Genomic DNA, 15,391 nt, shown 5'->3' on the forward strand with positions numbered 1-15,391 from the left:
AATAAATTCACGCCTTGATTTGTATCATATTAAGGAATTAATAATAATGATAAATTAGTATAAAAATAAAAGTTATGTATATCTCGAACAACCATCCGTTACCACTAAAAACTTTTAAATCTTTAGCAAAAGATCATAACTTACATTGTGTATCTATTTATTTACCTATGGATAAAAATGGGAAAGAGCAAAATGAACATTTGGCACAATCTAAACTAAGTAAATGTATAAGAGATGTGCATAAATCACTGCTCGAACATGAAATTAACGAAAAGGAGATAACCAATTATCTTATGCCTATACAAGCATTAATAGTTGATTCAGAATTATGGAGAAATCCATCAGATGGTTTAGCTCTTTTTCTCGATAAAAATGGTTTAAAATATTATACTTTACCAATTCCTTTTGAAGCTTTTACTTTTGTTGCTGATCATTTCTATTTAAAACCATTGCTCCCTTTATATCATGATGATGGTCTTTATTATGTATTAGAATTAAGTGAAGACTATGTGAAACTATTTGAAGGCTCTAGGTATAGTTTTAAGGATCTTTATTTTGAAGATTTTACACCAGATCAATTGGAAAAAGTAGTTGGGTCTGATTATAAACCAAAAATGTTTCAATTTAGAAGTGGGCAAAATGCATTCGGATCTGGATCTTTTCACGGTCATGGTGAAGGTAAAGATGATAAACAAAAGGAACTAACTGCATTTTTTAAAGCAATTGACAAAGGTGTTAATAAAGCTATTAAAAATAAAAAAGCACCACTACTTATTGCAGGTGTAAGCAAATTATATAGCGGATATAAAGAAGCGAATACCTATCCCAATTTTTATGATAAATATATTTCAGGAGACCCACAATTTAAAGATAAAAAGAAATTACATGAAGAGTCCTGGAAACTGATGGAAGGATATTTTGAAAAAACAAAAAAAGACAAACTAAATCAGTTTACAGAATTATATAGTACCCCAAAAATATCATATCAAGTAAATGAAATTATTCCGGCAGCATTAAATGGCAAAATAGATACCCTTTTTGTGCAAAAGGATATTGATATCTATGGTACTTATAACAAAGAAAATGGGTATTTAACTCTTAATTCAAAAAAGAAATTGAGTAATGGTTCACTTACAAATTTATCGTCTATAAAAACTTTTATGCAAGGTGGTAATGTTTACATTTTAGAACCTCAAGATATGCCGGAAAAAGGACGCCCACTAAATGCAATTTTAAGATATTAATTTTTTGTATGAATTGAGCAATATCATTTCTTATTAGTAATAGAACTTATAATTTTATTAAATATTAACAATTAAAACAAAAACAATGTCTGTATTAAAAGTAATTGAAATCTTAGGGAATTCAAAAGTTAGTTTTGAAGATGCCGTGCAAAATGTAATTAATGAAGCATCAAAATCTGTAAAAAATATTAAGTCGGTGTATCTAAAAGATATGCAAGTGACAGTTAACGATAACAAAATCAAAGAATACCGAGTGAATACAAAAGTAACATTTGGTATTTTAGATGATTAGTTCTTTTTAGTTAGTAGTTAGTTGAGTTAATGAGGCATTTTCAAATTTGCAAATAAACTAATAGGTTAATTAGTTGAGAATGCCTCTTTTTTTTTATGAATTTTATAACTCGAATAAATTTAATAACATATGAAAAAGTCAGTACTATTTAATACACATGTTAAACGATATGAAGATTGGTTTAAAAAATATCCAGAAGTATATCTATCTGAAGTTGCGGCTATAAAAGAACAACTTATAAAGTTACCTGAAAATATTAAAGGAATTGAAGTAGGCTTGGGTACTGGAAGGTTTGCACAAACATTAGGAATTAAGGAAGGTATTGAACCTTCACCAGAAATGGCTGCCAAAGCAATAAATAGAGGAATTGAGGTAGTAAATGGTTATGCTGAAAATTTACCTTATAAAGATTTACACTTTGATTTTGTGCTTTTTGTAACTATTTGTCATTTAGATGATATAAAAATAGCCTTAAAAGAAGCACATCGTGTTTTAAAACATTTTGGAAGTATTATTATTGGTTTTATTGATAAAGATCAAAAAATTGGTAAAGCTTATGAAGAAAAACGAAAACATAATAGTTTTTTAAAATATGCTAATTTTTATTCCGTAAATCAGGTTGAAAAGTTACTAATCGAAACAGGTTTTAAAAAACTGGAATTTAATCAAACATTGTTTGGAGCCTTAGATGAAATAAAAGAAGTGCAATTACCAAAATCAGGTTTTGGAAAAGGTTCTTTTGTAGTTGTAAAAGCAATTAAAAAATAAATTCTAAATACCTTTTTAATCATTTTTCCAACCTGTTAAACCAGCTGAAACAATAAATTTCATTAATTCACTAGAATTAACAGTAATAGGTTTAATATGTTCTTTTGGAACAATAAATAATTCTCCAGAAAAATTATATGAATGCGGAAAGTATACTGCAACCTTATCCTTTTCACCAAGAACAGTTAAATTTTCTTCAGTAATAAACCCTAATTTTTCAAGGTTAGAAACTAAGTTTACCTTTACTAAAACCGGTTGATTAAACTTTTTCTCTTTTCCAACAAATGCAGAAAATAAATCATTAAAAGCAGAATAAACAAAATTTATTAAAGGGATTCTTTCTATCACTTTTTTAAAGAATTGTTTTAAAGGATCTGCAATTATATATCTTCCAATAAAACCAACTAAAATTAAAAACACCAACAACGATAATATTCCTAAACCTGGAATTTCAAAATCAAAAAATTTGGCAAGTAGTTTTTGTGAAATCCCGTCTAAAAACATAAAAAAGGTATAAATAATATAACCCGTTATTGTTAACGGCGCTATATATAATATTCCCTGAAATAAATAATTGATAAGTTTTTTCATATTCTTAAATTTTATACAACTCAATTCTAAAAATAGAATTTATATGCTATCTTGAGTTTTTTAAATTTAACTATAATTTACTTAATAATTTGAAATATTTAAAGAATCGTTTTAATTATTTCAAAAAATTCTAGATGATTTAAAATAAGAATATTTAGTAACTTGCACCCCCAAATAAAAGTTTGTGGAAAATATCAACAAAAATTCAATCAATTTAAACAAGTACATAAGTAGTACGGGTATTTGCTCTCGAAGAGAAGCGGAAAAATTGATTATTGATGGCAAAGTTACAATCAACGGTAAAACAACTCAATTAGGAAACCGAGTATTTGATGGAGACGTGGTTAAAATTAACGGTAAACCATTACAAGCCAAGCCTAAAACTTTATACATTGCTTTTAACAAACCTGTTGGAATTGTTTGCACAACCGATTCTAAAGAGCGAAATAATATTGTAAAATACATTAATCACCATGAGAGGCTTTTCCCAATTGGGCGACTTGATAAACCCTCTGAAGGTTTAATTTTTTTAACCAACGATGGCGATATTGTAAATAAAATTTTACGAGCTGGTAATAATCACGAAAAAGAATATATTGTAACTGTTAATCAGCGCATTACTGATGATTTTATTAAAAAAATGAGTAATGGATTGCCAATTTTAGGGACTGTTACAAAAAAGTGCAAAGTTACTAAGATAAATGACTTCACTTTTAAAATTATTTTAACTCAAGGATTAAACAGGCAAATTCGTAGAATGTGTGAGTATTTAGAATATGAGGTTACCAAGCTGCAACGAACTCGTATTATGAATGTAAATTTGGTGAATTTAAAAATTGGTGAATGGAGGGAATTAACAAAATTAGAATTGGATCATATCAACAAAATGGTTTCAAACTCTTCTAAAACAGAAGAAGCTTCAAAAGATACTTCTAAAAAGAAATTTGTACCAAGAAGTGAAAAAAAGTTTAGACCAAAAAGAAAGAGGTAGTTTACGCATTCAACAATAATTTACCTGAAATTTCTGAAAACAATCTCATTTTATTTAAATTTAAATGATTCGAAAAATTTATTTTAATAATATTTTTCTTATTTAATAAATATCTAAACCCAACTTTTAAAGCTGCATCTTCTCCTTTGTTATTTTTAATATTAACAACACTTAAATTTTTCGGAAATTTTTTATTTAATAATTCCAAAACATTTAGGGTTTTATCTGTGCTGCCATTATTTACAAAGCAAATATTGATCTCCCTGTTTTCATTTAAAAAGCTCTCTATTCCTTGAGTATTGATTTCTTCTTCCTTATTTGTTAATACAATTACAATTCCTGACTTCATATTGATTTAAATTTTAAATAAAATAATTTTTATTTTGTAATAAATATTTGAGTGAAATAATTTATCCCTTCTATATTTGTTTCTGTTGAAATACCAAAATGAGTGAATTTCCCTTCTTCTATTACAAGTCTATGAGTATCGTTAAAAATCCAAGCATTAAAGACTCCTTGAGCTGAATTGTATCCATACCCCACATTTTCCCCAACAGATTTAGCGCTTGCATTATTAACTAATTTTTTATGACGATCAGAAAAATTATCATGACTTACTTTTCCAGTTTCAGCCATATGTTTTGAATGTGTTAATGCTACTGCCGAAACTATATCTAATTTATTTAATTTTGTAAGTCCCAAGCTATCTCTGTAATTGTTAACCAAATTTAAAATCTCTAATTCAATTTTAGAATAAGCGTTTTTTGACTCATTTATTTGGTAAATATAAATTTCGTCTTTTTCTTGAGTGCAAGAGGCTAAACTGCTTAAGATAATTAATGTTAAAAGTAGTTTGTAGATTTTCATTTTTTTGATTTCTTTTAGTTATTTACACTTCAAAAGTACTCTAAACACTGCCTTTCCATCAATTTATTAGATTAAGAAAAAGGTTGTTACGACGAATGGTAATTTTCCTTCGATTAACAAAAAAAAAGATGGTTTCAATGAATTTTTAAGCCCTTAAAATTCAAATATTCTGAAAGTATAAAGCACAAAAAAATGCAGCTTAGAACTGCATTTTTTTAAATCATTTAATTATTTTAATTATTTTTTCAAGATTATTTATCTTAAAACCCACGCAATTTGACCAAGTTGTCCAATAATTTTAATTGAGTCTTTCATAGACAGTTTTGAACCATCAGCATGGATCCATCTTTTTAATGGTTTTTCACATAATATTTGTTTTGCTTTTTGAAGTCCGTACTGTTTTCTAACTCTAATAAATATCTCAACATCAAATAACCACTTTGTTAAAAATTTTGAACTAAACGCTGTATTAATAATGTCTTTATGGAATATTTTGGCTCCGCACTGCGTATCTTTAAATTCCATTTTTAATATTTTTCGAATTATAAAATTAACTGTTAGACTTATAATTTTTCGAGCAGACTCTTTTGTAATATCAGCTCCCATTCTAGCAATTCTAGATCCACTTACAATTTTATATTCAGAGTTTTCTATTGTTGAAACTAAGTCATCAAAATCTGCTAAATCTGTTGAAAGATCTGCGTCTAAAAATCCAATATAATCTAAATCTTCTTTTTTAGCCATATGAAGCATTCCAAGTCTCACAGCTTCTGCTTTACCACCATTCTTTTCACAATCATAGACAGAAATAAAACTTTCTCTTCCTTTTCTTAAATTATTTAAAACTTCTAAAGTTTTATCTTTACTTCCATCATTTACAAAACATAGGTGATAGCCCGAATGTTTATCCACAAAATCTAAAAACTCTGAGCTTAACAACCTTTCCTCTTCATTGTAACAGGGTATTACTACTCCAACACATCTTTGTTCTATAATAATATTATCATTATTTTCAACCAAGTTATTTGTTTCTGGTGCACCAATAAGCCTTTTTACTCTTGCACTAATTTCATTTAAACTTAAAGGTTTTTTCATGTAATCATTAATACCCAAGTCAAATCCTTCAGTTATAACAGCATCATCTGTATTTCCTGAAAGTACCATAATTGGAGTTGTTGATTTTTCTTCAACTCTAATGAATTTAACAACATCAATTCCAGACACTTCTGGCATATTAATATCAACAATAACTAAATCTGGTTGAAATGATTTATAGGTTTCAATTCCAGTTTCTGCATTAACTTCGATTTTTACTTCATAACCTAATGCTGTTAATCTTTTTTCAAGTGGCAACAAAACTAATTGTTGATCGTCAATGGCTAATATTTTCATAATTACTTGTTTTTTAAATGATTTATACCCCAAAAGTAATTTTGTAAGTCGTATGTTTTTTAAAAATTAGATGAATCAAACTCTAATTTAGTTGAATGGTAGTTTTATGTAGATAAATAAAATTGAACAAGTAATCAAATTCTTTATATTTACATAATAGAAGAAATTTTTATTCTTAATGCAGGAAAAGACAAATAAATATTTAATTGTTGCTTTATTAATTGGTGTAATCTTTCACGGCACTTCTATATTTTTCACTTTAGAAAACACTTACGACGCATTAATTCATTTATTTTTTGCAGAACATTATTCAACCAGTTGGTTTGAACCTTGGAATTACAAATGGTATACTGGTTTTACAGTAATGGGGTATCCGCCTTTAGTGCACCAAACTATTGGCTTATTATCATTAATTGGAGGTTTAAAATTTGGAATGTTCACAGTAGCAATTATTGCTGTAATACTTTTTATTACTGGATCTTATCGATTTTCATTATTAATAACAGCAGATAGAAAAGCCGCTGGTTATGCCGCTATATTGGCGACAATATCTTCTTCATTTGTAGAAACGCTGCATATTTTTGGACAATTACCGAGTATTATAGGTATTTCAATTTTAATGCATTCCCTCCCTGAAATATATCTATGGATTAAAACTGGTAAGTACCGCTATTTAATAACATCCATTTCTTTAATAGCAGTTACCGTAACATCTCATCACGTTACGCCTATTTTTGGAATGATCTTCTTTATTTTTCCGTTGATTGGAATGGTAATAATGGACCATTCAAGAGACAACGTAAACTCTATAAAAGAGGTAACATTTAAAGTGTTTTTACAATCATTTTTTAGGTTATTTAAAAGAATTGTAGGTTTTGGTGGCCTCTCTCTTCTAACAATTGTGTTTTGTATTTTACCGTATTGGATAAACTCTAAAGCAAATCCAATTACACAAGTTCCAATTCCACACGGAAGTAGAGATAATTTTTTAGAAATAACCTCTTCGGGATTGGTCTTTTTTCTAATTCCTTGGGGAATTTTATTGTTTATTTTACCTTATATTTATTATAGATATTACTCAAAACGTTATTTATTTTTTGGCCTTTCATTTACAATACTTTCAATTTTAGGCACCGGTGGAACCACTCCAATACCTTTAAAACTATTAGGGGAAACGGCTTTCAATATTTTAACCTTAGACAGGTTTACATTATGGGCTTCAATTATGGCAATACCAATGTTTGGAGAATTTGCTTATCGCTTTGTTGAAGGTGACTTAAAAGAAAAAATTCAACAAAAATTTGGTGCTGTTTACCATAGAATTTTAGGAGGTGCTTTTATGGGCCTATTCTTATTTTTTACAGCTTTTACAATTACTTTAGGTTATTTTAGACCAACGCAACCACAACAAATTAAAATGCTGCCAATTTTAAATTTCCTAAATCAAGATCAACACGATCATTGGAGATTTTTACCATTAGGTTTTGGTGATCAAATTGCCTGGCTTTCGGCTCAAACAAACGCAATGACTGTTGATGGAAATTACCACTCAGCCAGAAGGTTGCCAGAGCTTACAACAAGAGCGGTTGAGAGACTGGAAAATTCAAAATTTAGAGGTGTTGAAGGAATTGGAAGTTTACAACAGTTTCTTACAGTTCCCGAAAAGTATAATTTAAAATACGTGTTTTCTAATGATAAGTTCTATGATCCGATTTTGTATTTCTGTGGTTGGCAAAGATTAAGGCAATTAGAAAATGGCATTATGGTTTGGGAAAAATTAAACGTTCCTCCACTTTCTAAAATACTTCCTAAAGATGAAGTTCCTACATTTTTAAAATTAATGTGGGGAATCATTCCTTTGTTAACGGTTCTAATTGCATTTATTTTAAACATTCAAATGGTTTGGTATCAAACCCTGAAAATAAAGATTAAAGAATCTCCTTCATTTTTAAAATTTAAAAATAATTACACCAACTTTCCTAGTAAATTAATCCTAATCAGTCATATTTGGGCTGTTATTTTAACTGGTATTTTCGTTTTTGGTATCTATTTATTTTATGTTAAAAATACGGCACAAATAAGCCCTAAAAATGTAGTTAAAGCTTATTACGACGCTCTTGATTTCAAAGAATTTGAAAGAGCACATTCTTATATAAATCCGGATAGCGATATTGATATATCACAATATATGTTAGAAGTTTCGGTAACCGATGGTATTTTAAGTTCGTATGCAAAATTAGATGCTATTGATGTAGAAATTGTATCAAAAACCAAATCAAACGCAAAAATAATTGCTAATACTAAATGGATTACACCTCTAGAAATCATTAGTAAAACTTATAATCACGAATTGATTAAAAAGAATAATAAATGGTATGTTATCCCAAATTCGTACGATTTAGATATTCCACCTGACCAGTTATTTTCAGATAATATCCCCGAATATTATAACCATGGTAGAAGGAGAATTACAACTCAACAAACAAACCATGAAGATGTTCTTAAACAACCAGTATTAGAAATTTTATCCGCTTCATTGGTGAAATATAAAAATCAATATGCTATTGTTGGTGAACTTCAAAATATAGATAATGTACCTGCAGATGTGGTTTTAAAAGGAACTTTATATTCTGACAACAATAAAGAATTAGCTAGTTACAATGCGAAATATGTAATTAAGCATAAATTATTACCTAAAGAAATTACAAGCTTCAGAATAGATTTTGAAGGAATTGCCTGGTTAAATCCAAATGAAAAAATTCCAGCAACTTTTAATCCCGATGAATTTACTCCAATAGAATTAGAGGAGCAACCAACTAAATTCAATTTACAAGCCGCAGGAAATGTTGCAACAACAGATTTATATAAAAATGTTGCAATTACAAATTTGGAAATTGATAATAAACATATTGACGGAACCTTATTTAACTATGGAATACAAGAAGTTACTATTCCACAAATTTTGGTTTCCTATTACAACAATAAAAAAGAAATAATTTGGGTTGAACATCAATTTTTAAGAGAAGGTGTTAGAGTACAACGAAAACAATATTTCAATTATCCACTTCAACAAAATGACAGTATTGAAGTTTTAAATAACAGTATAGAAAATTGTTTTGTCAATGGTTTACCAAATAAATCAATTGCGCAAAAAGTAGTTCCAAGCAGAAACGAAAAACATTTAAAAGAACAATTACAACCTATTAATAACGTATCCGATTTTAAATTTATTAAAATTGAAATTAATAATTATATAGGGAATCCAAAATAATGAGAAAAAGTAGCTACATATCGTTTTTTATAGTAATTGCTATGCTAATTTCTGCATTCTCCATTAAAACGGTGAATCCTAAAACTATATTTTTTAAACTTGAAACAATTGAAAAAACGTTTTTAGCTGGTACAGAAGTAGCCTTAACTTTTTCTACTGAAGATGGTAAATCACCGCTTCTTTTTATTAATAATTCATACGGTAGTACATTAATAAGTCCTAAAAAGAAAGAAACAAAACTAATTTTTATAATACCATCTGTTTTTTCTAAAAAGGCTGGAATATTAAATTGGTCTTTAATTTATGAGGGAAAAACTCAACTAAAAAATAGCATTGAAATCCTTCCAAATATTGCTACTAAAACAATTATTGAAAGCTATTTGGGGCCAAGAAGCATTCAGGCTGGAAAAAGAGATTATTCAATGTTTGTTATAATCCCTACCGATATTTATGACAATCCACTTCCAGCAAATACTTCAGTAAAAATAAATGAACAATTTTTAGACAATATTACCTCAACAGAAGAAAAAACTAAAAATTTAATTGCTTGGAATACTATTATGGCAAAAGAAAAAACTGGATCTATTTTAGTTTCGTCATCTTGTAAAACAACAAATTCAAATGAAGTAACAACAGTTATTTATCCTTCAAACCCAACAAATTTTTTTATAAGCTTCAACAGAAATCACAATTTTGCTGATGGCAACCAAATTACTGAAATTACAACTTCTAAAATATTAGATGAGTTTGGCAATACAATTAGCGATGGAACTATTGTTGAATTTAATATTGAAAATACTGAAAATAATATTTTAAAAACCAGAGCAACAACTATAAATGGATTTGCAAAAGCTAAAATTTTACATCCTGATTCTAAAGATAATTGGAAAGTAAAAGGTTATGTTAATGGCTTAGCCGAAAGCAATACAATAACCATAAATTATGAACCAATAACAACTAATTTTAATGTTCATTTTTCTGAAAATAACAGAGAAATAAAAGTGGGTCCAATTCAAAGTTTTATGAACCAACTAATCCCAGACGGTGCATTGGTTAAACTTAAAATTTTTAACAACAGTAATTTAATAGAAACAAAAACAGAAACATCTTTTAAAGGTTTTGTAACATTTGAAATTTCTGCTGAATTTTACACAGAAAAAAGTTATTCATTTATTGTAGATGTTTTAGGTAATTCAAAAATGATTGAAACAAAAAATTATGCAACAAAAACTGAATAAAAATATTTATAGAGGAATTTTAATTCTGTCATTTATTGCTATAAATATTCTTATTATTTATGGTGTAAGTTCTGTTTTAGCTTATTTAAAAACTGGAGCTGACAGAGCAAATATGTTGCATATTGATGTTAAAAGTGAAACCGTTTATTCCCCTGAAATAAATTGGATAAGCCTAGATAATCCTGGAAGAGAAATATCAAAACAAGAACTAAAAAGTATTGAAGATCATTATTTAAAATCTTGGTATATAAAAAATATTGCCTTTAAAAATAATAGTCCCTATGGCATTGAAGATTTTTATACGGATAGTGCACGTGTACATATATTTAATACACTTAAGTTAAATAAAAAACAAAAAATTTCTATTGAAGCTACAACTATTAGTCATTCCCCTAAATTAGAATTTTACAGTGAAGATGGAAAACTAGCTGTTTTAACCGATAAAAATGTGGTTGAATTTCAAAAAGTATTTCAAAATAACAAGTTGGTTTTAAGTACAACCGACACAAGTTCTTATAAAGTTATTCTGCTATTAGAAGATGGTTTTTGGAGAATTAGACACAAGGTTAAAATTGAAAATGAACCAGAAAAAGATACTCTTAAAACAACACAAATTAATCAAATTAGAGATTCAGAAATTTTAGTTGAAGGAAAACCATTTACAATAAAAGGAATTAACTATTATCCCAAGGAAACGCCCTGGGATATGTTTGGAGAAAATTTTGATTTAGAAATAATTGAAAAAGACTTTAAGCTTATTAAAAACTCCGGACTAAATAGTATTCGGATTTTTATTCAATATGAAGATTTTGGGAAGGAAAAAGTACCACCAGCAAAATTAGAAAAATTAAAAGAAGTTTTAAATACTGCCGAAAATACAGGTTTAAAAGTTGTTGTTACTTTATTTGATTTTTACGGAGATTATTCGGTATTAAACTGGACACTTACGCATAGACATGCTTCTCAAATTGTTTCAACCTTTAAAAACCACAAAGCTATTTTAGCTTGGGATCTTAAAAATGAACCTGATTTAGATTTTGAAAGCAGAGATAAAAAAACAGTTTTGGCTTGGTTATCTCAAATGATTAAAGAAATTAAAAAGTTTGATCCAAATCATTTAGTTACTATTGGTTGGTCTTCTCCAGAAGCTGCTATTCATTTATTAGATGAAGTAGATTTTGTTTCATACCACTATTATAAAAGTATAGATAATTTTGAAAACGATTTTAAAATCTTAAAAGAGCAATCTTTAAACAAGCCAATTGTTTTACAAGAATTTGGACTTTCATCTTACACGGGTATTTGGAATTTATATAGTAGTAGCGAAACTAAACAAGCAGAATATCATAAAGAAATGCAAGCAATCTTTAAAAAAGAATCACTTGCATTTATGTCCTGGGGTCTTTATGATTTTAAAGAGGTACCAACTTCTGTAGCTGGACGCCTACCCTGGCGAAATACTAAACAAAAATATTTTGGTTTTATGAATGAAAACGGAGATAAAAAACCTTCCTTTTTATATATTACCAACTAACTCCATACCCGCATTTCTAGCTGCAATCGTATTGAAGTGCTCAATATACATATCAGTAATAGTTTCCATTGGTAATGAACACGCTGCTTTATAGTTATTTTTTCCTAATGCCATTCTATAATCTTCTTTAGTAATAATTTCTTGAATAGCATCTGCTAAAGAAGCTGTACTTGTAGGGTTAAAAAATTCACCTCTGTAGCCTTCATCTTTAACTAATAAACTTAAATCTCCTAAATCTGGTAATACTACTGCTTTTCCGTAACTACCTGCTTGGTGCAAAACTCCTGAGCTTCCAGTTGTTGAAGTGTATGGAAATACCACTACTGCACTTTCATCAAATATTACGGGTACATCACTTTCTTCTACATAACCAGTAAATGTTATATTTGGAACGTGCGCATATTGCTTTTTAACATTTTCTAAATAACCTGGGGTATTTGGGCTATCAGTTCCTGCAATAACAATTTCAATATCTTCACTTGTTCTTTTTCTTATTTCCTGAACAGCTTCTATCATTATTTCAACTTTTTTATAAGTTCCAAATTTTCCAAAAGTCATTACTTTTTTTGGTCCTTTTGGTAATTCAAAGCTTGGCTCTGGTGGAGTTTCAAAAGCTCCGTGAGGAATTAAAACAACATTATCAGCTTTATATTTTTCGTTAAGAATTTCAACATATTTACCAATTGTTACAGCAACTAAATCTGCTTTCAATAAAAATCTAGTTAATGTAGTTCCAATAAAGTTATAGGCTTTTTGCAACAATTTATTACTTGCAAAACCAGCACTATTTAAATCTACTTGCTCTAAAATATTATGTAATAAAACAATAGAAGGAATTCTTTTTAATTTAAAAATCATTGGTAATAATAACCCTAAAGCTGCAGGTATTTTTTTATCACCAAACTTCATAAATTGAAGGTTGAATAACACCGCATCTGGCTTTTCTTCATTTATAGCTTTGTAAATATTTACAACATTTTTATAGCTGTTAAATTTCCAAGAATCTTTAACTGTAATTTTACAATTATTAGTTTTAAAATCAATTTGTTTTTCTTCTTCTGTATGATCTGTAATTAAAACTATTTCACTTATTTCATCTTTTTGAGCGAAGTGTTTTACTAAATGGTAACCGTACTCTGTTAAGGTTACTTTACTAGGTGGGAACGCTGTTACTATTGCTATTTTCATAATTAAATATTTTAAGTTTTTGTTTAATTTCTATTCAAAAGTAGCGGAACAAAACAGCTTAAAAATTAATCTTCGATAGCTCGAAAGTAAGTGTCGACGAATGGAAAAAAGGTGTTGATAAAAGAATTTCAACTATACTAAAAATTAGTTCTCTTTGAAGATTATTAGGTTAAAAAACAATGCCCATTTCATTTTAAAATGCACTGTTTATTATATCAAAATTGAGGTCTAATAAAATTGAAGAAGTAAAAAAAATATCTAAAAATAACAGCTACTATTCTATCTATTGAATACAATCTAAAAAGATCAAGAAACTACAAATTTTGTAGCCGCTTAATCTCAATTAAAAATCAAAAAAAACAATTATGAAAATTCTCCTGTGCTACTCTTTTATTTCTCTACTATTATGATAGAAGAAATAACCCAACTGAAAAATTAATAATATTATCATTGTTAAAACCTGCATTAAAACAACTTGTTCTAATGAATTGTGGTATAACATTATTAATCCTATTTGAGTTAGACCTAAAAATGCAGAAACTATTACTGGGATGTATTTGCCAATTGATAAAAAATAGTAGGCAAATATATTGGCAATTGCAAAAATTGAAGTTGCTAAAGCGTATTTCCAAAGTAAAGGAGAAATTGAAATATATTGTTCTCCAAACATTAATCTCACAACAAATTCTGGAAATAACCAAGTAAAAGATACAATTAAAGTAGATAAAATAATTATATAACCCACGTATTTTAATAAAATTGGCAAGGTGTTTTCACCGTCTTTTTTTAGTTGAATAACCTTTGGTAATAATAACATTACAAACATCCATGATACAAAATAAACAACTCTACCAATTAAAGCTAAAGAAGCATATAACCCTGCTTGTTCATTATCAAAATAATGTTTTACTAAAATAATATCGCTGTTATTAATAATAATTTGAGTTAACTCATAAAAAGCGGTTAATCCAAAAAAGATGATAATACTTTTTGTTTCAACTAATTTTTCGGTTACAACCCTGCTAGATTTAACAATTCTTTTTTGAAAAGGAAACAATCCAAAAATAAATGAAATTACAATTCCTATTGCAATTGCAATTGAAGATGGAATAGCTGGAATTAATAATACAATTCCAATTGTTAAAACCAATCTACTAATCATTTCAGATTGATAGGTAACAGATAATTTATTTAATAAATCTTTTCCCTGATACAAACCTCTGTTAACACTCATTAAAAAATAAAGAGGAAGACCTAAAGCAAAAATCCAAAACATAGACGATGTTTGGGTATGAAAAATTTGTTGTAATTCTTTGTGAAAGAAAAATATTAGAGCTCCAAATAGGAGCCCAAAAAAAGTTGCATATTTTGTAATTAACTTTAAAAAAGTAGTTAGTTTTTCTTTTTTAAATAAAACTGCATATTTAGCTGTTACAATTTGAAATGTCATCCCTACAAAAGATAACACCAATAAAAATGTAATTAAAATGGCTGCATCAGCAAATTCTGAAGGACCTAAAATTCTACCTAAAAGTAAATTATAAATATAATTACCCCCGTTCACTAACAAAATAGACAACATGAAAATTTGCTCTGTACTAATTTGCTTTGGAAATATTGAATTTTTAAATGCTAATGTTTTCATAATTGAGGTTATAAATTGGTGTTTATTAATAAGTTGTTATTTCTTCTTTTTTAAATAACTGAACAACCTCTTTATTATTTAAGCCAACAATAAAAAACACTTTGTTTTTTGCAACTGCTTTTCTATATAAAGAAGCAATAAATTGAACTCCGTTTATATCTAAATCAATAATTTTATTTAAAGACATTTTAATATATGTTGATTGCTCAATTAATAATTCAAAATAATTTTTAATAGAACTCATGTTTTGAGGGTCCAACGCTCCATTTATTTCATAAATACCCGATTTTTTTGTAATTGCAAGTGCCATAATTAATTGTTTTTATTGTTTATTTCTGATACAAATATCATCAACATCTACTTGAAAGGG

The 15,391-nt window shown here is 27.9% G+C and carries 14 protein-coding genes; 7 read left to right on the forward strand and 7 right to left on the reverse strand.

The window, feature by feature from the left end; all coding sequences use genetic code 11:
- The first annotated feature begins 74 nt into the window (after window positions 1–74).
- From CHB63_RS09440 to CHB63_RS09450, 3 genes are all read left to right on the forward strand, one after another.
- A complete protein-coding gene (locus CHB63_RS09440) occupies window positions 75–1,244 on the forward strand; it encodes a baeRF7 domain-containing protein (RefSeq protein WP_141107293.1) in 1,170 nt (389 codons plus the stop codon).
- A gap of 85 nt (window positions 1,245–1,329) precedes the next feature.
- Window positions 1,330–1,536 carry a dodecin family protein gene (locus CHB63_RS09445; RefSeq protein WP_089378225.1) on the forward strand — a complete coding sequence of 69 codons (207 nt, stop codon included), beginning with the start codon at window positions 1,330–1,332 and terminating at the stop codon, window positions 1,534–1,536.
- 129 nt (window positions 1,537–1,665) lie between these two features.
- The gene (locus CHB63_RS09450; RefSeq protein ID WP_089378226.1) at window positions 1,666–2,304 is read left to right on the forward strand and encodes a class I SAM-dependent methyltransferase; all 639 of its coding nucleotides are present in this window, start codon (window positions 1,666–1,668) and stop codon (window positions 2,302–2,304) included.
- 15 nt (window positions 2,305–2,319) lie between these two features.
- On the opposite strand, the gene CHB63_RS09455 is transcribed toward CHB63_RS09450, so the two are convergent.
- Window positions 2,320–2,895 carry a DUF502 domain-containing protein gene (locus CHB63_RS09455; RefSeq protein ID WP_089378227.1) on the reverse strand — a complete coding sequence of 192 codons (576 nt, stop codon included), beginning with the start codon at window positions 2,893–2,895 and terminating at the stop codon, window positions 2,320–2,322.
- A 184-nt stretch (window positions 2,896–3,079) separates the two neighbouring features.
- On the opposite strand from CHB63_RS09455, the gene rluF reads away from it, so the two are divergent.
- Window positions 3,080–3,886, forward strand: a complete 807-nt coding sequence (gene rluF, locus CHB63_RS09460) for a 23S rRNA pseudouridine(2604) synthase RluF (protein WP_089378228.1) — start codon at window positions 3,080–3,082, stop codon at window positions 3,884–3,886.
- A gap of 1 nt (window position 3,887) precedes the next feature.
- Here rluF and CHB63_RS09465 read toward each other — a convergent pair whose 3' ends face one another.
- The 3 genes from CHB63_RS09465 to CHB63_RS09475 all read right to left on the reverse strand — a co-directional run bounded on the left by CHB63_RS09465 (window position 3,888) and on the right by CHB63_RS09475 (window position 6,145).
- On the reverse strand, window positions 3,888–4,235 hold the full coding sequence (locus CHB63_RS09465) for a glycosyltransferase (protein WP_089378229.1): 348 nt from the start codon (window positions 4,233–4,235) through the stop codon (window positions 3,888–3,890).
- 29 nt (window positions 4,236–4,264) lie between these two features.
- Window positions 4,265–4,753 (reverse strand): CAP domain-containing protein, encoded by a 489-nt coding sequence (locus CHB63_RS09470; protein WP_089378230.1) that lies wholly within the window; start codon window positions 4,751–4,753, stop codon window positions 4,265–4,267.
- A gap of 255 nt (window positions 4,754–5,008) precedes the next feature.
- On the reverse strand, window positions 5,009–6,145 hold the full coding sequence (locus CHB63_RS09475) for a response regulator (protein ID WP_089378231.1): 1,137 nt from the start codon (window positions 6,143–6,145) through the stop codon (window positions 5,009–5,011).
- Between the two features lie 178 nt (window positions 6,146–6,323).
- Here CHB63_RS09475 and CHB63_RS09480 point away from each other — a divergent pair, with 178 nt between their 5' ends.
- From CHB63_RS09480 to CHB63_RS09490, 3 genes are read left to right on the forward strand one after another with little or no spacing between them, the layout of a single operon-like run.
- Window positions 6,324–9,416, forward strand: a complete 3,093-nt coding sequence (locus tag CHB63_RS09480) for a hypothetical protein (RefSeq protein WP_089378232.1) — start codon at window positions 6,324–6,326, stop codon at window positions 9,414–9,416.
- On the forward strand, window positions 9,416–10,654 hold the full coding sequence (locus CHB63_RS09485) for a hypothetical protein (RefSeq protein WP_089378233.1): 1,239 nt from the start codon (window positions 9,416–9,418) through the stop codon (window positions 10,652–10,654). Before CHB63_RS09480 ends, CHB63_RS09485 begins: the two co-directional genes overlap by 1 nt.
- Window positions 10,635–12,188, forward strand: a complete 1,554-nt coding sequence (locus CHB63_RS09490) for a glycoside hydrolase family 2 TIM barrel-domain containing protein (RefSeq protein ID WP_089378548.1) — start codon at window positions 10,635–10,637, stop codon at window positions 12,186–12,188. The genes CHB63_RS09485 and CHB63_RS09490 overlap by 20 nt, the downstream gene beginning before the upstream one ends.
- Here CHB63_RS09490 and CHB63_RS09495 read toward each other — a convergent pair.
- The 3 genes from CHB63_RS09495 to CHB63_RS09505 form a co-directional block, all read right to left on the reverse strand.
- A complete protein-coding gene (locus CHB63_RS09495; RefSeq protein WP_089378234.1) occupies window positions 12,171–13,376 on the reverse strand; it encodes a glycosyltransferase in 1,206 nt (401 codons plus the stop codon). The genes CHB63_RS09490 and CHB63_RS09495 overlap by 18 nt on opposite strands.
- Before the next feature lie 382 nt (window positions 13,377–13,758).
- Entirely contained in the window at window positions 13,759–15,021 is a 1,263-nt protein-coding gene (locus CHB63_RS09500) for an MATE family efflux transporter (protein WP_089378235.1), read from the reverse strand.
- 25 nt (window positions 15,022–15,046) lie between these two features.
- Window positions 15,047–15,331 carry an STAS domain-containing protein gene (locus CHB63_RS09505; RefSeq protein WP_089378236.1) on the reverse strand — a complete coding sequence of 95 codons (285 nt, stop codon included), beginning with the start codon at window positions 15,329–15,331 and terminating at the stop codon, window positions 15,047–15,049.
- Between the last annotated feature and the right edge of the window lie 60 nt (window positions 15,332–15,391).

The sequence above is a fragment of the Lutibacter flavus genome (assembly GCF_900188355.1).
GTDB lineage: Bacteria > Bacteroidota > Bacteroidia > Flavobacteriales > Flavobacteriaceae > Lutibacter > Lutibacter flavus.

Bases quoted from the DNA above. Each gene is read 5' to 3' on its own strand.
- CHB63_RS09455 (WP_089378227.1), bottom strand. From the start codon at position 2,895: ATGAAAAAACTTATCAATTATTTATTTCAGGGAATATTATATATAGCG.
- CHB63_RS09495 (WP_089378234.1), bottom strand. From the start codon at position 13,376: ATGAAAATAGCAATAGTAACAGCGTTCCCACCTAGTAAAGTAACCTTA.
- CHB63_RS09490 (WP_089378548.1), top strand. From the start codon at position 10,635: ATGCAACAAAAACTGAATAAAAATATTTATAGAGGAATTTTAATTCTG.
- CHB63_RS09445 (WP_089378225.1), top strand. From the start codon at position 1,330: ATGTCTGTATTAAAAGTAATTGAAATCTTAGGGAATTCAAAAGTTAGT.
- CHB63_RS09450 (WP_089378226.1), top strand. From the start codon at position 1,666: ATGAAAAAGTCAGTACTATTTAATACACATGTTAAACGATATGAAGAT.
- CHB63_RS09475 (WP_089378231.1), bottom strand. From the start codon at position 6,145: ATGAAAATATTAGCCATTGACGATCAACAATTAGTTTTGTTGCCACTT.
- CHB63_RS09500 (WP_089378235.1), bottom strand. From the start codon at position 15,021: ATGAAAACATTAGCATTTAAAAATTCAATATTTCCAAAGCAAATTAGT.
- CHB63_RS09440 (WP_141107293.1), top strand. From the start codon at position 75: ATGTATATCTCGAACAACCATCCGTTACCACTAAAAACTTTTAAATCT.
- CHB63_RS09485 (WP_089378233.1), top strand. From the start codon at position 9,416: ATGAGAAAAAGTAGCTACATATCGTTTTTTATAGTAATTGCTATGCTA.
- CHB63_RS09470 (WP_089378230.1), bottom strand. From the start codon at position 4,753: ATGAAAATCTACAAACTACTTTTAACATTAATTATCTTAAGCAGTTTA.
- CHB63_RS09480 (WP_089378232.1), top strand. From the start codon at position 6,324: ATGCAGGAAAAGACAAATAAATATTTAATTGTTGCTTTATTAATTGGT.
- CHB63_RS09465 (WP_089378229.1), bottom strand. From the start codon at position 4,235: ATGAAGTCAGGAATTGTAATTGTATTAACAAATAAGGAAGAAGAAATC.
- CHB63_RS09505 (WP_089378236.1), bottom strand. From the start codon at position 15,331: ATGGCACTTGCAATTACAAAAAAATCGGGTATTTATGAAATAAATGGA.